The following is a 14,763-nucleotide window of genomic DNA, read 5'->3' as shown; positions in this document are numbered from 1 at the left end:
GCCGTCGTCCGCCCCCATAACGCTGTGTCCCGGAAGGAAAGTCGTCTTGAACTCGCACGCTCAGTTTCAGCTGCAGGCCGCTGAAGGCCACACCCATATTCCCGTCGTCCGTGAAGTGCTGTCCGACCTGGACACGCCGCTTTCGGTCTACCTGAAGCTCGCCGACGGCCCCAATACCTACCTGTTTGAATCCGTCGAAGGCGGCGAGCGCTTCGGTCGTTACTCGATCATCGGCCTGCCGGCGCGTCGCGTGTACGCCTTCCACGGCCACACCCTGACCGTGCGCGAGGATGGGCAGGTGGTGGACACCCGCGAGGTGGCCGACCCCTTCGCCGAGGTCGAGGCGCTGCGCAGCGCCCACTCCGTGCCCAAGCTGGAAGGCCTGCCGGGCTTCACCGGCGGCCTGGTCGGCTGGTTCGGTTTCGAGTGCATCGGCTACATCGAGCCGCGCCTGGCCCCGCCGGCCGGCCGCGATGAGCTGGGGACGCCGGACATCCTGCTGCTGGACTCCAACGAGCTGGCGGTGTTCGACAACCTCAAGGGCCGCCTGTACCTGATCGTGCACGCCGACCCGCGCGTCGAGGGTGCGTTCGAGCAGGCGCAGGCGCGCCTGGATGCGTTGACCGCCAAGCTGCGTGCACCGGGCGCCGGTTATCCCGCCCCGCTCAACAGTGATGTGCTGGACGAATCCGATTTCGTTTCCGGTTTCACCCGCGAAGGCTTCGTCGATGCGGTCCAGCGCAGCAAGGAATACATCCGTGCCGGCGACATCTTCCAGGTGGTGCTGAGCCAGCGCCTGAGCGTGCCGTTCAAGGCGCGCCCGGTGGATGTGTACCGTGCGCTGCGTGCATTGAATCCGTCGCCGTACATGTATTTCCTTGATGTCGGCGACCTGCAGGTGGTCGGTTCGTCGCCGGAGATCCTGGTGCGCTTGCAGGACGGCGAAGTCACCGTGCGCCCGATCGCCGGTACCCGCCCGCGTGGTGCCACCGTCGAGCAGGACCTGGCGCTGGAAGCCGAACTGCTGGCCGATCCGAAGGAACGCGCCGAGCACCTGATGCTGATCGACCTCGGCCGCAACGACGCCGGCCGCGTATCGAAGGCCGGCACCGTGGAAGTGGGCGAGCAGTTCGTGATCGAACGCTACAGCCACGTCATGCACATCGTCAGTGAAGTGACCGGGCAGCTGCAGCCGGGCCTGAGCTATGCCGACGTGCTGCGTGCCACCTTCCCGGCGGGTACGGTCAGCGGCGCGCCGAAGATCCGCGCGCTGGAAGTGATCCGCGAGCTGGAACCGATCAAGCGCAATGTCTACGCCGGCAGCATCGGCTACATCGGCTGGCATGGCGATGCCGATACCGCGATCGCGATCCGCACCGCGGTGATCAAGGATGGCCGCCTGTACGTGCAGGCCGGCGCCGGCATCGTTTACGACTCGGACCCGGACAAGGAATGGGACGAGACGATGAACAAGGGCCGCGCGCTGTTCCGTGCCGTCGCCCAGGCCGCCAAGGGCCTGTGACTCTCCCCGTGCCGTGGCCTGCGCCGCGGCACCTTCCGCTGTTCCCGTTCAAGACAAGGAGTACCGCATGAAGCTGCTGAGCGCATTGCTGTGGTCGTCACTGCTGGCCACGATGGCCCCGTCTGCGTGGGCGCAGGCCAATACCATTCCCTCGCAGCCGCACCTGCTGGTGAAGGGCGAGGCGCGCCGCGTGGTGATGCCGGACCGGTTCGGCCTGCAGTTGAACATCGAGGAAACCGACATGGATGCGGATGCGGCGCGCCGCCGCGTGCAGGACAACGTTGCCCGCGTGCTGGCGCTGTTCAAGCAGTACAAGGCGGTGGAAGGCAGCGTACGTGCGGACAACCTGCGGATCGGCCCGGCAACCCGCTATGAGCAGAACCGGCAGGTCTTCATGGGTACCCAGGTGTCGCGCCAGTTGCGCGCCAGCTTCGCCAGCGCGAAGCAGATGCAGGACGTGCTGGGTGCGCTGAAGGCCAATGAGAACGTGCAGGTCAGCAGCGTCGCCCCGACCTACTCGGGCGAAGTGGCGCTGCGACGCGAACTCAAGGGCGAGGCGGCGGCCAAGACCCGGGAGTCCGCGCAGGGGCTGGCCAAGGCCTATGGAACAAAGGTGCGCGGCCTGTACAGCATCTCCGATGTGGCGCCGAACTTCGCCTATGGCATCCAGGCCGGGCAATGGCCGCAGCTGGGCGAGGATGGTGAGTATCTGGACAGGATCTCGGTGACCGGCAGCTACGCACCGGCCTCGGCGCCGGCGCCCGCTGAACGCGAATCCATCGAAGCCGGCCCCATCACCTACACCGAAAACGTGTACGCCATTTTCCTGATAAGCGACGGAACCTGACCATGTTGTGGATGATCGACAACTACGACAGCTTCACCTACAACCTCGTGCAGTACCTGCAGACGCTGGGCGCCGAGGTGAAGGTGGTGCGCAACGATGCGATGAGCGTGGACGAGATCGCCGCGCAGAAACCCGAGCGCATCGTCATCTCGCCCGGCCCGTGCACGCCCAACGAAGCAGGTGTGTCGCTGGAACTCATCCAGCGCCTTGGCCCGACCACGCCGATCCTCGGCGTGTGCCTGGGCCACCAGGGCATCGGCCAGGTCTACGGCGGCACGGTCATCCGTGCCGGCAACATCATGCACGGCAAGACGTCGCCGATCCGCCATGAAGGCAAGGGCGTGTTCGCAGGCCTGCCGGACCGCTACCAGGCCACCCGCTACCACTCGCTGGTGGTGGACAAGAACCGCCTGCCGGACTGCCTGGAAGTGACCGCCTGGACCGAGAACGACGACGGCTCGATCGAAGAGATCATGGGCCTGCGGCACCGCCAGTTCCCGGTGGAAGGCGTGCAGTTCCACCCCGAATCCATCCTCACCGAACACGGCCACGCCCTGCTGCGCAATTTCCTGCAGCGCCCGGCGGCCTGATCCAAGGAGCATTTCCATGAGCTTCTCCCCCCAGGAAGCCCTGCAGCGCACCATCGAACACCGCGAAATCTTCTTCGACGAAATGGTCGACCTGATGCGGCAGATCATGCGCGGCGACGTCTCGCCGATGATGACCGCCGCCATCCTCACCGGTCTGCGCGTGAAGAAGGAAACCATCGACGAGATTGCCGCTGCGGCCACGGTCATGCGTGAATTCGCGCTGGCGGTGCCGGTGGCCGACCGCACCCATCTGGTCGACATCGTCGGCACCGGTGGCGATGGTTCGCACACCTTCAACATCTCCACCTGCGCGATGTTCGTCGCCGCTGCGGCCGGTGCGCGCGTGGCCAAGCATGGCAACCGCAGTGTGTCGTCCAAGTCCGGCAGCGCCGATGCGGTGGAAGCACTGGGCGCGGCCATCGAGCTGCAGCCGGCCCAGGTGGCCGCGGCGATTGACCGGACCGGCATCGGCTTCATGTTCGCGCCGATCCATCATCCGTCGATGAAAGTGGTCGCGCCGGTACGCCGCGAGATGGGCGTGCGCACCATCTTCAACATCCTCGGCCCGCTGACCAACCCTGCCAGCGCGCCGTCGGTGCTGATGGGCGTGTTCCATCCCGATCTGGTGGGTATCCAGGCGCGCGTACTGCGCGAGCTGGGCACCGAACGCGCCATGGTGGTCTGGGGCCGCGACAACATGGACGAGATCTCGCTGGGTGCCGGTACCCTGGTGGGCGAGCTGCGCGACGGCACGGTGCGCGAGTACGAAATCCACCCGGAAGACTTCGGCATCGCCATGTCGGCCAGCCGCAACCTGCGCGTGGACAGCCCGGAGCAGTCCATCGCGATGCTGCGCGCGGTGCTGGACAACGAGCCCGGCCCGGCGCTGGACATCGTGGCGCTCAATGCCGGCGCCGCCCTGTACGTGGCCGGCGTGGCCAGCGACATCGGCGACGGCCTGGCCCGCGCCCGTGCCGCCATCGCCAACGGCAGCGCCCGCCAGCGCCTGCAGCAGTATGTGGACACCACCCGCGCGCTGGTTGCCTGAGCACGCGGTTCAGCCTGACCCCGTCGATGGCCGATAATGGCCGTCCTCACCGCCCCCGCACCGAACCGAAGACGATGAGCGACATCCTGCAGACGATCCTGGCCCGCAAGGCCGAAGAAGTAGCCCAGCGCCGCGCCCAGCGCCCGCTCGAGGAGCTGCAGGCCGCCGTGGCCAGCGCCCCGCCGGTACGTGGCTTCGTGCGCGCGTTGCAGGCGGCGGTGGCCAGCGGCGACCCGGCGGTGATTGCCGAGGTGAAGAAGGCCAGCCCGTCCAAGGGCGTCATCCGCCCGGATTTCCGCCCGGCCGACATCGCGGTCAGCTACGAATTCGGTGGCGCCAGCTGCCTGTCGGTGCTGACCGACGTGGATTTCTTCCAGGGCGCCGACGCCTACCTGCAGCAGGCCCGTGAAGCCTGCACGCTGCCGGTGCTGCGCAAGGACTTCGTGATCGACGCCTACCAGGTGTACGAAGCGCGTGTGCTGGGCGCCGACTGCATCCTGCTGATCGTCGCCGCGCTGGACGACACCCAGCTGGCCACGCTGTCCGAACTGGCGCTGTCGCTGGGCATGGACGTGCTGGTGGAAGTGCACGACATCGATGAGCTGGAGCGCGCGCTGCAGGTGCCGGCGCCGATGATCGGCATCAACAACCGCAACCTGCGCACCTTCGAGGTGTCGCTGCAGACCACGCTGGACATGCAGAATGCGGTGCCGCGTGACCGCCTGCTGGTCACCGAGAGCGGCATCCTCGGCCCTCAGGACGTGGCGCTGATGCGTGATGCCGGCATCCATGCCTTCCTGGTCGGCGAGGCCTTCATGCGTGTGGAAGAGCCGGGCGAGGGCCTGCGTCAGCTATTCTTCGCGGCATGACAACGCACTATCCAACGCCGCGCGAGGATGCGCCGCTGGTGGTCTTCGACTTCGACCACACCCTCTACGATGGCGATTCGGGAACCCACCTGTTCGCCTCGCTGATCAAGCGCAACCCGCTGCGCATGCTGGCGGCGCTGCTGGTCACGCCGATCGCCGGACCGATGGTGGCGATGCTGCCGACCCGTCGCGCGGGCATCTCGGTCTACGTGTGGATCGGCAGCTTCGGCCTGCACCGTGCGCGTGACTTCAACAAGGTCATCGACGCCTACGTGCTGCGCCATCAGGCACAGATGCGCGCCAAGCTGCTGCCGCAGGCGCTGGAGGTGTTCGCCGCGCATCGCGCCAAGGGGGACCGCGTGGTGGTGGCCACCGGTGCGCCGCCGGAGCTGGCGCGCGCGATCCTGGCTTTCGTTGCCCACCAGGACGTGCCGGTGATCGGCACCGAGGTCGGCCCGCGGCTGGGCGGCGTCGGCCCGACCCGCCACTGCCACAACGAAGAGAAGATGCGCATGCTGCGCGAGCGCGGCTATGGCGACATCGACATCGCGTACTCCGACAGCACCGCCGACCTGCCGCTGCTGCTGGCCGCCAAGGCGCCGGTGGTGGTGAACCCGAAGCCGGGGCGGGTGGACTTCTTCCGCCGCGTGCTGCCGGCCGGCACCCGCATCCTCAACTGGGGTTGCGTGGACCGCGGTGGCGACAAGGCGTGACGCGGTAGTGCCGGCCAGCGGCCGGCGCTACCGGCGTTCACACAGGTAGCGCAGGGCCATGCCCGGCGAGCGCTCAGCGCGCCAGATAACCGGTCAGCGCATGGCCGATCTGGAACAGGCTGATGCCCAGCACCAGCACGCCCACCGCTACCAGCACCCACCGCTCCTTCAGGCGCTTCACCAGCAGCGCGGCCACCGGTGCGGCCATCATGCCGCCGATCAGCAGGCCGGCCACGATCTGCAGGTGATGCAGCCCCATCGACAGCAGGAACGTTGCTGAAACCGTCAAGGTGACCACGAACTCGGCCGCGTTCACCGTGCCGATGGTGGTGCGCGCCTGGCCGCCGCGGGCCAGCAGGGTGGAGGTGGCCACCGGCCCCCAGCCGCCCCCGCCGCTGGCATCCAGGAAGCCGGCCACGAGGCCCAGCACGGGTACCCGCTTGACCTCTCCCTTGGGCATCAGGCGGCCGGCGGCACGTGCCAGGATGATGATCGCCAGCACCAGCAGGTAGAGATAGATGAGCGGGCGGATCACTTCGCCGGGCAGCTGGGTCAGGCCGTAGGCACCCACGGCGCCGCCCACAGCGCCGGGCAGCGCCAAGCGGAGGAACAAGCGCTTATCGACATTGCCGGCGACCAGATGCGACACACCGGAGGCGCCAGTGGTGAACACCTCGGCGGTGTGGATGGCGGCGCTGGCCTGTGCGGGCGGAATGCCCATGGCCAGCATCACCGACGACGACACCAGGCCGAACGCCATGCCCAGCGCGCCGTCGACCAGCTGGGCGCCGAGGCCGATGAGGATGAACCACCAGAATTCGCTGCTCAGTTCCATGCACCGAGCCTAGCGCGCGAAGGAGTGCGGACCAAGGCCCGCACCCACCGGGTGCTCAACGGTCAACGGGTGCCGTACAGCACCACGGTCTTGCCGCGGGCATGCAGCAGGCCGTCGGTCTGCAGCTTCTTCAGCACGCGGCCGGCCATTTCGCGCGAGCAGCCGACCAGGCGTGCCAGCTCCTGGCGCGAGACGCGCAGCTGGCTGCCCTGCGGGTGGCTCATCGCCTCCGGTTCCTGCGCCAGGTCGTGCAGGGTGCGCACGATCCGGTCGGTGACGTCCAGGAACGCCAGGCGGCTGGCCTTGCGGCTGGTGTCGAGCAGGCGCTTGGAGATCTGCTGGCCCAGCGCGTACAGCAGGCGCGGGGCATCGGCCGACAGCGGGCCGAGGAACAGCTGGTGCAGGCGCTCGTAGCTGATTTCGGCCAGCTCGCAGGCGGTGCGGGTCCTCAGGATCACCTCGCGGCGGTCCGATTCGACGAACAGGCCCATCTCGCCGACGAACTCGCCGGCACCGAAGTAGCCCAGCACAAGCTCGCGATCGTCATCTTCCTCGGCCATGATCGAAACCGAGCCGCTGATGACGTAATACAGGGTTCCCGCCGGGTCACCGGGTCGGAAGACGTCGGTACGGGTGGGGTATCGCCGCCTGTGGCTGTGCGCCAGGAAACGATCGATTGTGGCGATATCCAGGGCCAGTGGACTGCTAGCTAGGCGCACGGTTGACACGATAGGAGCGCTCCCTCTGCGCATGAACGGATTCACGGGGTCGATAGCGGAGCTTAACCAGCGCAATTGTTAAGGGCAAACAGTGTGCCAGATGTGAGCGGTCTTCACGTTCCCCCCGGGGACAGTTTGCCCCATAATTCCCCCTTTCCCTTCTTACACAGGAATCGACCGCCGTGGTCAAGCCGTTGCCTCGCCTGAGGCTGCAGGGTTTCAACAACCTCACCAAGGCGCTGAGCTTCAACATCTATGACGTGTGTTACGCGCGCACCGAAGAGGAGCGTCAGCGTTACATTGAATACATCGATGAAGAGTACAACGCCGACAGGCTGACTCAAATCTTGACCGATGTCGCCGAGATCATCGGCGCCAACATCCTGAACGTGGCCCGCCAGGACTACGACCCGCAGGGTGCCTCGGTGACCATCCTGATCTCCGAAGAGCCGGTGATCGACAAGAAGCAGGCCGGCAAGGAGCTGATTCCCGATGCCGTGGTCGCGCACATGGACAAGTCGCACATCACCGTGCACACCTATCCGGAAACGCACCCGCAGGAAGGCATCGCCACCTTCCGCGCCGACATCGACGTGGCCACCTGCGGCGTCATTTCGCCATTGAAGGCGTTGAACTACCTGATCGAAAGCCTCGAGTCGGACATCGTGATCATGGACTACCGCGTCCGTGGCTTCACCCGCGATGTGAAGGGCAAGAAGCACTACATCGATCACAAGATCAACTCGATCCAGAACTTCCTGGCCAAGAACATCAAGTCGCGTTACGAGATGTTCGACGTCAACGTCTACCAGGAAAACATCTTCCATACGAAGATGCACCTGAAGGACTTCGACCTGGACCAGTACCTGTTCGAGGAGAAGGCCAAGAACCTGTCGTTCAAGGAACGCATGAAGATCGAAGCGCTGCTCAAGCGCGAGATCGAAGAGCTGTTCCACGGCCGGAACCTGTCCGAGTAAGCCCCATGCGCGATGCCCGCAGGCATCGCCACCCAGGCGGGACGACCCGCCCCGTGGAACTGGTGTCGCTCAAGCGATATGGTTCCACGGTGATGTACCGACCCACGGCCCGGTGTGAAAACACCGGGCCGTTTCGTTTTTTTCAAGAAAGGTAAGGAGCCCCCACCCATGCCCTGGATCTACCTGCTGCTGGCCGGCCTGTTCGAAATCGGTTTCGCCCTCGGAATGAAGTACTCCGAAGGCTTCAGCAGACCCCTCCCCACCGCTGCCACGGTCGTGTCCGCGCTGATCAGCCTGTACCTGATGAGCCAGGCGATGAAGAGCATCCCGGTCGGCACGGCCTACGCGATCTGGACCGGTATCGGCGCCATGGGCGTGGCGGTGCTGGGCATCTACCTGTTCAACGACAGCGCATCGCCGGCCCGCCTGGCCTGCGTGGGCCTGATCGTGGCCGGCGTGATCGGCCTGAAGCTGGTCTCGCCGAACTAAGGCGGGCCGACGGCCCGACCAACGGTCGGGCCCCACCGCCGGGCCCCACCGCACCTCCTGGTAGGCCCCCACCGTTGGTGGGCGCGCCCCGGTCAAATGCGGTACGCGATGGTCTTCATCACCTTGGAGGCCAGCGCCATCGCGCCCGGAATCGGGAACGGCAGGCGGCGTGCGCCGGCCTGCTCGGCGTGCTCCGCATGGCGGGCCTCGTCTTCCTTCATCACCTGGATGACCGCGCGGCTGCGCAGATCGCCGGCCGGCAGGTCGACCAGGTGCTCGTCCAGGTGGGCTTCCACCTGGCGCTCGGTTTCGACCACGAAGCCCAGGTTCCAGCCATCGCCGCGCAACCCGGCCAGGGTGCCGATGGTGTAGCTGCCGGCGTACCACAGCGGGTTGAACAGGCTGGGGCGGCTGTCCAGTTCGCCCAGGCGGGTGGCGCACCAGGCCAGGTGGTCGGTTTCTTCCTGGGCCGCTTCCAGCAGGTGTTCACGCGTGGCCGGGTCGCGGGCCACGGCGGCCTGGCCGAAGTACAGGCCCTGTGCGCAGACCTCGCCGACGTGGTTGATCCGCATCAGCCCCGCCGCGTGGCGGCGCTCGGCATTGTCCATGCCCGGCTCGTCGGTCTCCGCAGCCGGGTAGGGGCGGGCCGCCGGTGGATTGCCGAACACCGTGTCCAGGGCGCGCTGCGCCTCGGTCAGCAGGTGGTCCAGCGGGGTGGTCTGGCGGAGCACGGTCATGGCGGTACGCGGTGAGGCGGAAGACCCGCCGATTCTCGCCCGCCCCCGCCCCCCTGCCAACCCGGGGCAGGGCCAGCTTGCACCGGGGGCTTGACCTGCGTACAATCCCGCCTCTTACGCTTCACCTTTCACAACGCGTGGCAGAGTTCCGGCGAGTCGTTCGCCGCAATGAGCCCGACCTAACCTAGAGTTCTTCATGAGCACTTTCACTGCCAAGAACGAGACCGTCCAGCGCGACTGGTACCTCGTCGACGCCGAGGGCAAGACCCTGGGCCGTCTCGCCACCGAGCTGGCCCGCCGTCTGCGCGGCAAGCACAAGCCGGTCTACACCCCCCACGTTGATACCGGCGACTACCTGGTCGTCATCAATGCAGAAAAGATTGCCGTCACCGGCAAGAAGCTGCAGGACAAGATGTATCACCGTTTCACCGGCTACATCGGCAACCTGAAGACCGAGTCCCTGGCCCAGGCGCTGGAGCGCCACCCGGAGCGCGTGATCGAGATCGCCGTCAAGGGCATGCTGCCGAAGGGCCCGCTGGGTCGCCAGATGTACCGCAAGCTCAAGGTCTACGCCGGCACTGAGCATCCGCACGCCGCACAGCAGCCGCAGGTTCTGGATATCTAATCATGGCTATCACTCAAAACTACGGCACTGGCCGCCGCAAGTCCTCCACCGCTCGCGTGTTCCTGCGCAAGGGTTCGGGCAACATCACCGTCAATGGTCGTCCGCTGGACGAGTTCTTCGGTCGTGAGACCGCGCGCATGATCGTGCGCCAGCCGCTCGAGCTGACCAAGAACACCGAAAGCTTCGACATCCTGGTCACCGCCGCTGGCGGCGGCACCACCGGCCAGGCCGGTGCGATCCGTCTGGGCATCGCCCGTGCTCTGGTCGAGTACGACGAAACCCTGAAGTCCGAGCTGCGCAAGGCTGGCTTCATGACCCGTGACGCCCGTGAAGTCGAGCGTAAGAAGGTCGGTCTGCACAAGGCCCGCCGCGCCACCCAGTTCTCCAAGCGCTGATTCACCGCGCCTGGCTGGGCTCCTCCGGGAGCCCGCTGGTTGGAAAAGCAAAAGCCCGGCTTCGGCCGGGCTTTTGTCGTTCTGGGGTTGCGCATTTCGAGGTTGCCGGCCAGTGGCTGGCGATGGGGTGGGGTCAGAGCCTTTTCCTTTGGAAAAGGATCCGACCTTGGGCGCCTCTCTGGAGAAGAGCCTCCTTGATGTTCAAGGGGGCGCGCCGACAGGCGCGGGGACAAGGTGGAATGCGACCAAATTAAAAGCAAAAGGCCAGATCTTTCGATCTGGCCTTTTGCTTTTAATTTGGCTGCCCCGGATGGATTCGAACCACCGAATGCCTGAGTCAGAGTCAGGTGCCTTACCGCTTGGCGACGGGGCAAAACGTGCAACTATTTTCTCACTTTTCACACTGGAAAACAACTTGATTTTCAGTGTGGTGGCTATGGGTGGACTCGAACCACCGACCCCAGCATTATGAGTGCTGTGCTCTAACCGGCTGAGCTACATAGCCTTGGTGAGCCCGCTATTCTGCGGATGTGTATCGCCCCTGTCAACACTTTTGTGCCGCGCTTGTGGGCCGACAGAGGGCATGGGATAGTCCCGACCAGTAGATTTTTTAGGAGTCCGCATCGTGATCGATCCGGACGGCTATCGACCGAACGTCGGCATCGTGTTGATGCGGCAGGACGGCCAGGTGTTCTGGGCACGACGTGTGCGCCGGGACGGTTGGCAGTTCCCGCAGGGCGGGATGAACACCGACGAGACGCCTGTCGAGGCCATGTATCGTGAACTGCAGGAAGAGACCGGCCTGCTGCCTGAGCATGTGGAAGTGCTCGGGGCGACGCCCGGCTGGCTGCGCTACAAGTTGCCGGCGCGCGCCATCCGCCGCAGCGAGCGACAGGTCTGCATCGGCCAGAAGCAGGTCTGGTTCCTGCTGCGCCTGACCGGCGACGAATCCCACGTGAAGCTGGACCACACCGACTCGCCCGAGTTCGACCACTGGCGCTGGGTGGACTTCTGGTACCCGGTGGAGCACGTGGTGATGTTCAAGCGTGGCGTCTATGCGCGCGCTCTGCGACATCTGGCGCCGCTGGCGCGAGAGGTGGCCGGGCAGGGCGTTACCGCCATGCCCAAGAGCGCCGCCGAGGCCTGGATGCCAGGGCACACGGCCGGGCACGACCGCCCGCGCAAGCGCCCGCGGACCCGCGGCTACTGGCCGAAGAAGGCCACGGGTGATGGCCCGGCCAGCTGAACGGCTGAACGGTATCGAGAATGGTTCAGGTCTCTGATTGACAACCATTCTCGTTTCCATTGGAATAGCCAGCAGGCCGCTTCTGGCCTGCCAGCCCCGGTTCCCGCCTGTGTACGTCTGCATCTGCAACGGAGTCACCGACCACCAGATCCGCGAAGCCGCCAGCCATGGCGTCAGCACGGTGGCCGAACTGACCATGCGTACCGGTTGTGGCGCCACCTGCGGTTCCTGCCTGGACATGGCCGGCGAATTGCTGGCCAAGGCACGTGCGACCCACGTTCTGCCGCTGCCGGTACTGGGCCTGGCCCAGGTCGCCTGATCGTCTCTTCGCGGCGCGTTGACGCCGCGCTTTCGCATCCTTCACGCGTGGCCGCACAGGCCAATGCACACGATTCGCGTTCCTTCACGGCTGCACGCAAGGCGTTAAAGTGCCTGCGTTTTCAGCGTGCAGGAGCATCCCCATGAAGGGCGACACCAAGGTCATCGAATTCCTCAACAAGGTCCTCTACAACGAGCTGACCGCGATCAACCAGTACTTCCTGCACGCCAAGATGCTGAAGAACTGGGGCATCAAGGAGCTGGCCGAACACGAGTACAAGGAATCGATCGACGAGATGAAGCATGCCGACATGCTCGCCGACCGCATCCTGTTCCTTGAAGGCCTGCCGAACTTCCAGGCACTGGGCAAGCTGCGCATCGGAGAGAACCCGACCGAGATCCTTCAGTGCGACCTGTCGCTGGAACGCGATGGCGTGGTCACCCTGCGCGAGGCCGTGGCCTATTCCGATTCGGTCGGCGACTACGTCAGCCGCCAGCTGTTCGTGAAGATCCTCGACTCGGAAGAAGAGCACATCGACTGGCTTGAAACCCAGCTCGACCTGATCGAGCGCATCGGTGAGCCCAAGTACCTGCTGAGCAAGCTGGAAGAGTGAGTCAGCTGCCCTGGCCGGCGCGATGCTGTGCCAGGTAGCCCGTCAGCGCCACGCGCGCGCGGGCGAATTCGGCAACCAGCAGCGCCACCGCTACGGCGGGGCGCTGCAGGCTGCCATTGCGGGCTTCATGCTCGATCCGCTGCGCGACTGCCGACAGCGACAAGGCCCCCACGTTCGCACTCGATGATTTCAGGCTGTGCGCGACTGCCTGCAGGCGTGGTTCGTCGCCGTTCTGCGCCGCTTGCTGCAGCTGCTGCACCATCACCGGCGCATCTTCAAGAAAGACCGTGACGATCTGGCTGGCGGCGTCGCCGATTACTGCGTGCAGTTCGTCCAGCACATCACGGTCCAGCACCGGTTGCGGAGTGGCTTGGCTTTTTGTGTCTTGTAGAGCCGAGCCCTGCTCGGCTGGCGGCGCTCGATCTACTGCGGGGGCGTAGCAGTCGAGCAAGCTTGACGCTACGGCATCGCTCGACCGTTGCCCCCAGCGCTTCAACAGCGCATGCAGCGTGGCGCGCGCGATCGGCTTGGACAGGTAATCGTCCATGCCCGCCTGCAGGCAGCGCTCGCGATCACCGGCCATGGCATTGGCGGTCATTGCGATGATCGGCAATCGCGAACGCCCCGTTTCCGCTTCTTCGGCGCGCCAGCGGCGCGTGGCGGCGTAGCCGTCCAGCACCGGCATCTGGCAATCCATCAGCACGATGTCCACGTCGCCTTCGCGGAGAACGGCCAGTGCCTGCTCGCCATCGGCGGCGTTGCGCACCTCGCACTCGAACACGCGCAGCAGTTGTTCGGCCACCATCCGGTTGACCGTATTGTCCTCCACCAGCAGCACACGCAGATGCAGTGGCGGCAGCGTCGGCGCGGGCATTCCGTCTTCGGCATTGGCCAGCAGTGCGGCAGGGCGGGCAGGCGTGGCAGGCGCAGCCAGCAGTCCATGCAGGGCTGCATCATCGAAATGCGGGAGCAGCTGGCGTTGGCGCGGGCGTTGTGCAGGCGTGTCTTCCTGCAGCCACAGCACCTGCAGTGCATCGTCTTCGCCGCGCTCGGCCAGTGCCTGCTGCAGCGTGGCCTCACCGTTGCGGCGGGCGCGGGCATCGACCAGCAGCCATGCCGGTGCCGGTTGTCCGGGCCGCGCGGGAGCGCGCAGGCGCTCGACCACGGCATCCAGCTGCGCCAGCACCTGTACCTGCAGCCCATGGTGGGCGGCGATGCGCTCGATGCGTGCCTGCAGCGTTGCATCGGCACTGAACAGCAGCAGCGGTGCCGGTGCGCGCACCATCGCCGGCAGGTCGCCAGGGACCTTCAGCAACGGTATCTCAAACCAGAATGTCGCGCCCTGGCCGGGCGTGGACCGCACGCCGATATTTCCGTGCATCAGGTCGATGATGCGCTTGCAGATGGCCAGGCCCAGGCCGGTGCCGCCGTAGATTCGGGTGGTGGATGCGTCGGCCTGGCTGAAGGACTGGAACAGGCGTGCCTGCAGCGCGTCGTCGATGCCGATGCCGGTATCGATGATCTCGAAACGCAGCTGGTGCTGCGCGGCACCTTCGCCCAGGCGCAGCACGCGCAGCTGCACTTGGCCGCGGGCGGTGAACTTGATGGCATTGGCCAGCAGGTTGCTCAGCACCTGGCGCAGGCGTACCGGATCGCCGCGCACGGGCAGGCGTACCGATGGATCCAGTTGCAGGCCCAGGGCCAGGCCCTTGGCGTCGGCGGCCCGCTGCATCAGCTGCACCACGCCATCGAGCAGGTCGCGCAGGTTGAAGCTGGTGATCTCCAGTTCCAGTGCCTGCGCTTCCAGCCGGGAGTAGTCGAGGATGTCGTCGACGATGCGCAGCAGCTGCTGCGAGCTGGCCGAGGCGGTAGCCAGCATCTGCCGCTGGTCTTCGCCCAGCGGTCCGCGCGCGATCAGCTCCAGCATCGGCAGGATGCCGTTCAGCGGGGTGCGGATCTCGTGGCTCATCGTGGCCAGGAACTCGCCCTTGGCCAGCACGGCCGCCTCGGCGGCCTGCTTGGCCTGCAGCAGCTGTTGTTCCAGCTGACCCTGGCGTTCGGTGGTATGGCGAAGCTGGTCGCGTTCGGCGGCCAGCGCGCCGTGCGTGCGCTGCAGCTGCGCCAGCGCATGGTTGCGCGCGCGAAGCCGCAGGCCCAGCACCGTCAGCGCGATGGCGGCCGCGGCAAGGGCAACCAGCAGCAGGCCCCACAGCGGCACG

Annotated in this window: 17 protein-coding genes and 2 tRNA genes; 13 read left to right on the top strand and 6 right to left on the bottom strand. The window is 66.1% G+C overall.

The window, feature by feature from the left end:
• The first annotated feature begins 46 nt into the window (after positions 1–46).
• The 6 genes from trpE (at position 47) to V3B30_RS13375 (ending at position 5,589) form a co-directional block, all read left to right on the top strand.
• A complete protein-coding gene (gene trpE, locus V3B30_RS13400) occupies positions 47–1,522 on the top strand; it encodes an anthranilate synthase component I (protein ID WP_049424043.1) in 1,476 nt (491 codons plus the stop codon).
• Between the two features lie 67 nt (positions 1,523–1,589).
• The gene (locus V3B30_RS13395; RefSeq protein WP_262083605.1) at positions 1,590–2,369 is read left to right on the top strand and encodes an SIMPL domain-containing protein; all 780 of its coding nucleotides are present in this window, start codon (positions 1,590–1,592) and stop codon (positions 2,367–2,369) included.
• Positions 2,370–2,371: 2 nt separating this feature from the next.
• Positions 2,372–2,959: an aminodeoxychorismate/anthranilate synthase component II gene (locus V3B30_RS13390; RefSeq protein ID WP_100474204.1), complete on the top strand. Its 588-nt coding sequence runs from the start codon at positions 2,372–2,374 to the stop codon at positions 2,957–2,959.
• 16 nt (positions 2,960–2,975) lie between these two features.
• Positions 2,976–4,007, top strand: coding sequence for an anthranilate phosphoribosyltransferase (gene trpD / locus V3B30_RS13385; RefSeq protein ID WP_262083604.1), 1,032 nt, complete (start codon positions 2,976–2,978; stop codon positions 4,005–4,007).
• Positions 4,008–4,081: 74 nt separating this feature from the next.
• Positions 4,082–4,876: an indole-3-glycerol phosphate synthase TrpC gene (gene trpC, locus V3B30_RS13380; protein WP_100474198.1), complete on the top strand. Its 795-nt coding sequence runs from the start codon at positions 4,082–4,084 to the stop codon at positions 4,874–4,876.
• Entirely contained in the window at positions 4,873–5,589 is a 717-nt protein-coding gene (locus tag V3B30_RS13375) for a haloacid dehalogenase-like hydrolase (RefSeq protein ID WP_100474195.1), read from the top strand. Before trpC ends, V3B30_RS13375 begins: the two co-directional genes overlap by 4 nt.
• A 73-nt stretch (positions 5,590–5,662) precedes the next feature.
• Here V3B30_RS13375 and V3B30_RS13370 read toward each other — a convergent pair whose 3' ends face one another.
• A complete protein-coding gene (locus V3B30_RS13370) occupies positions 5,663–6,424 on the bottom strand; it encodes a sulfite exporter TauE/SafE family protein (RefSeq protein WP_262083603.1) in 762 nt (253 codons plus the stop codon).
• A gap of 62 nt (positions 6,425–6,486) precedes the next feature.
• A complete protein-coding gene (gene crp / locus V3B30_RS13365; protein ID WP_010482649.1) occupies positions 6,487–7,176 on the bottom strand; it encodes a cAMP-activated global transcriptional regulator CRP in 690 nt (229 codons plus the stop codon).
• A 149-nt stretch (positions 7,177–7,325) separates the two neighbouring features.
• On the opposite strand from crp, the gene speD reads away from it, so the two are divergent.
• The gene (speD, locus tag V3B30_RS13360) at positions 7,326–8,120 is read left to right on the top strand and encodes an adenosylmethionine decarboxylase (RefSeq protein WP_014648662.1); all 795 of its coding nucleotides are present in this window, start codon (positions 7,326–7,328) and stop codon (positions 8,118–8,120) included.
• Between the two features lie 168 nt (positions 8,121–8,288).
• Positions 8,289–8,609 carry a quaternary ammonium compound efflux SMR transporter SugE gene (sugE, locus tag V3B30_RS13355; protein ID WP_100474189.1) on the top strand — a complete coding sequence of 107 codons (321 nt, stop codon included), beginning with the start codon at positions 8,289–8,291 and terminating at the stop codon, positions 8,607–8,609.
• Positions 8,610–8,701: 92 nt separating this feature from the next.
• Here the strand turns inward: sugE and coq7 are convergent, their stop codons facing one another.
• Positions 8,702–9,346 (bottom strand): 2-polyprenyl-3-methyl-6-methoxy-1,4-benzoquinone monooxygenase, encoded by a 645-nt coding sequence (coq7, locus tag V3B30_RS13350; RefSeq protein ID WP_100474186.1) that lies wholly within the window; start codon positions 9,344–9,346, stop codon positions 8,702–8,704.
• A gap of 196 nt (positions 9,347–9,542) precedes the next feature.
• Between coq7 and rplM the strand changes: the two genes are divergently transcribed.
• Together rplM and rpsI are read left to right on the top strand one after the other, a co-directional pair.
• Positions 9,543–9,971, top strand: coding sequence for a 50S ribosomal protein L13 (rplM, locus tag V3B30_RS13345; protein WP_005414692.1), 429 nt, complete (start codon positions 9,543–9,545; stop codon positions 9,969–9,971).
• Positions 9,972–9,973: 2 nt separating this feature from the next.
• Positions 9,974–10,366: a 30S ribosomal protein S9 gene (gene rpsI / locus V3B30_RS13340; protein WP_005411311.1), complete on the top strand. Its 393-nt coding sequence runs from the start codon at positions 9,974–9,976 to the stop codon at positions 10,364–10,366.
• Positions 10,367–10,664: 298 nt separating this feature from the next.
• Here rpsI and V3B30_RS13335 read toward each other — a convergent pair.
• Both V3B30_RS13335 and V3B30_RS13330 read right to left on the bottom strand, forming a co-directional pair.
• Positions 10,665–10,739, bottom strand: a tRNA-Gln gene (locus tag V3B30_RS13335).
• A 55-nt stretch (positions 10,740–10,794) separates the two neighbouring features.
• Positions 10,795–10,871, bottom strand: a tRNA-Met gene (locus V3B30_RS13330).
• Positions 10,872–10,991: 120 nt separating this feature from the next.
• Here V3B30_RS13330 and V3B30_RS13325 point away from each other — a divergent pair.
• The 3 genes from V3B30_RS13325 to bfr all read left to right on the top strand — a co-directional run bounded on the left by V3B30_RS13325 (position 10,992) and on the right by bfr (position 12,544).
• The gene (locus V3B30_RS13325) at positions 10,992–11,612 is read left to right on the top strand and encodes an RNA pyrophosphohydrolase (protein ID WP_329809662.1); all 621 of its coding nucleotides are present in this window, start codon (positions 10,992–10,994) and stop codon (positions 11,610–11,612) included.
• Between the two features lie 109 nt (positions 11,613–11,721).
• Entirely contained in the window at positions 11,722–11,931 is a 210-nt protein-coding gene (locus tag V3B30_RS13320; RefSeq protein ID WP_262083602.1) for a bacterioferritin-associated ferredoxin, read from the top strand.
• A gap of 142 nt (positions 11,932–12,073) precedes the next feature.
• On the top strand, positions 12,074–12,544 hold the full coding sequence (bfr, locus tag V3B30_RS13315) for a bacterioferritin (protein ID WP_005419804.1): 471 nt from the start codon (positions 12,074–12,076) through the stop codon (positions 12,542–12,544).
• A 1-nt stretch (position 12,545) separates the two neighbouring features.
• Here bfr and V3B30_RS13310 read toward each other — a convergent pair whose 3' ends face one another.
• Positions 12,546–14,762 carry an ATP-binding protein gene (locus V3B30_RS13310; protein ID WP_262083601.1) on the bottom strand — a complete coding sequence of 739 codons (2,217 nt, stop codon included), beginning with the start codon at positions 14,760–14,762 and terminating at the stop codon, positions 12,546–12,548.
• Position 14,763: the final 1 nt, after the last annotated feature.

This window comes from Stenotrophomonas sp. SMYL41 (genome assembly GCF_036319965.1).
Classification (GTDB): domain Bacteria; phylum Pseudomonadota; class Gammaproteobacteria; order Xanthomonadales; family Xanthomonadaceae; genus Stenotrophomonas; species Stenotrophomonas maltophilia_R.
This window is presented reverse-complemented; position numbering and strand designations above follow the sequence as displayed.

Excerpts from the sequence above, each read along its gene's own strand:
- V3B30_RS13395 (WP_262083605.1), top strand. The coding sequence starts at position 1,590 with ATGAAGCTGCTGAGCGCATTGCTGTGGTCGTCACTGCTGGCCACGATG.
- V3B30_RS13390 (WP_100474204.1), top strand. The coding sequence starts at position 2,372 with ATGTTGTGGATGATCGACAACTACGACAGCTTCACCTACAACCTCGTG.
- trpD (WP_262083604.1), top strand. The coding sequence starts at position 2,976 with ATGAGCTTCTCCCCCCAGGAAGCCCTGCAGCGCACCATCGAACACCGC.
- trpC (WP_100474198.1), top strand. The coding sequence starts at position 4,082 with ATGAGCGACATCCTGCAGACGATCCTGGCCCGCAAGGCCGAAGAAGTA.
- V3B30_RS13375 (WP_100474195.1), top strand. The coding sequence starts at position 4,873 with ATGACAACGCACTATCCAACGCCGCGCGAGGATGCGCCGCTGGTGGTC.
- V3B30_RS13370 (WP_262083603.1), bottom strand. The coding sequence starts at position 6,424 with ATGGAACTGAGCAGCGAATTCTGGTGGTTCATCCTCATCGGCCTCGGC.
- crp (WP_010482649.1), bottom strand. The coding sequence starts at position 7,176 with ATGCGCAGAGGGAGCGCTCCTATCGTGTCAACCGTGCGCCTAGCTAGC.
- sugE (WP_100474189.1), top strand. The coding sequence starts at position 8,289 with ATGCCCTGGATCTACCTGCTGCTGGCCGGCCTGTTCGAAATCGGTTTC.
- coq7 (WP_100474186.1), bottom strand. The coding sequence starts at position 9,346 with ATGACCGTGCTCCGCCAGACCACCCCGCTGGACCACCTGCTGACCGAG.
- rplM (WP_005414692.1), top strand. The coding sequence starts at position 9,543 with ATGAGCACTTTCACTGCCAAGAACGAGACCGTCCAGCGCGACTGGTAC.
- rpsI (WP_005411311.1), top strand. The coding sequence starts at position 9,974 with ATGGCTATCACTCAAAACTACGGCACTGGCCGCCGCAAGTCCTCCACC.
- bfr (WP_005419804.1), top strand. The coding sequence starts at position 12,074 with ATGAAGGGCGACACCAAGGTCATCGAATTCCTCAACAAGGTCCTCTAC.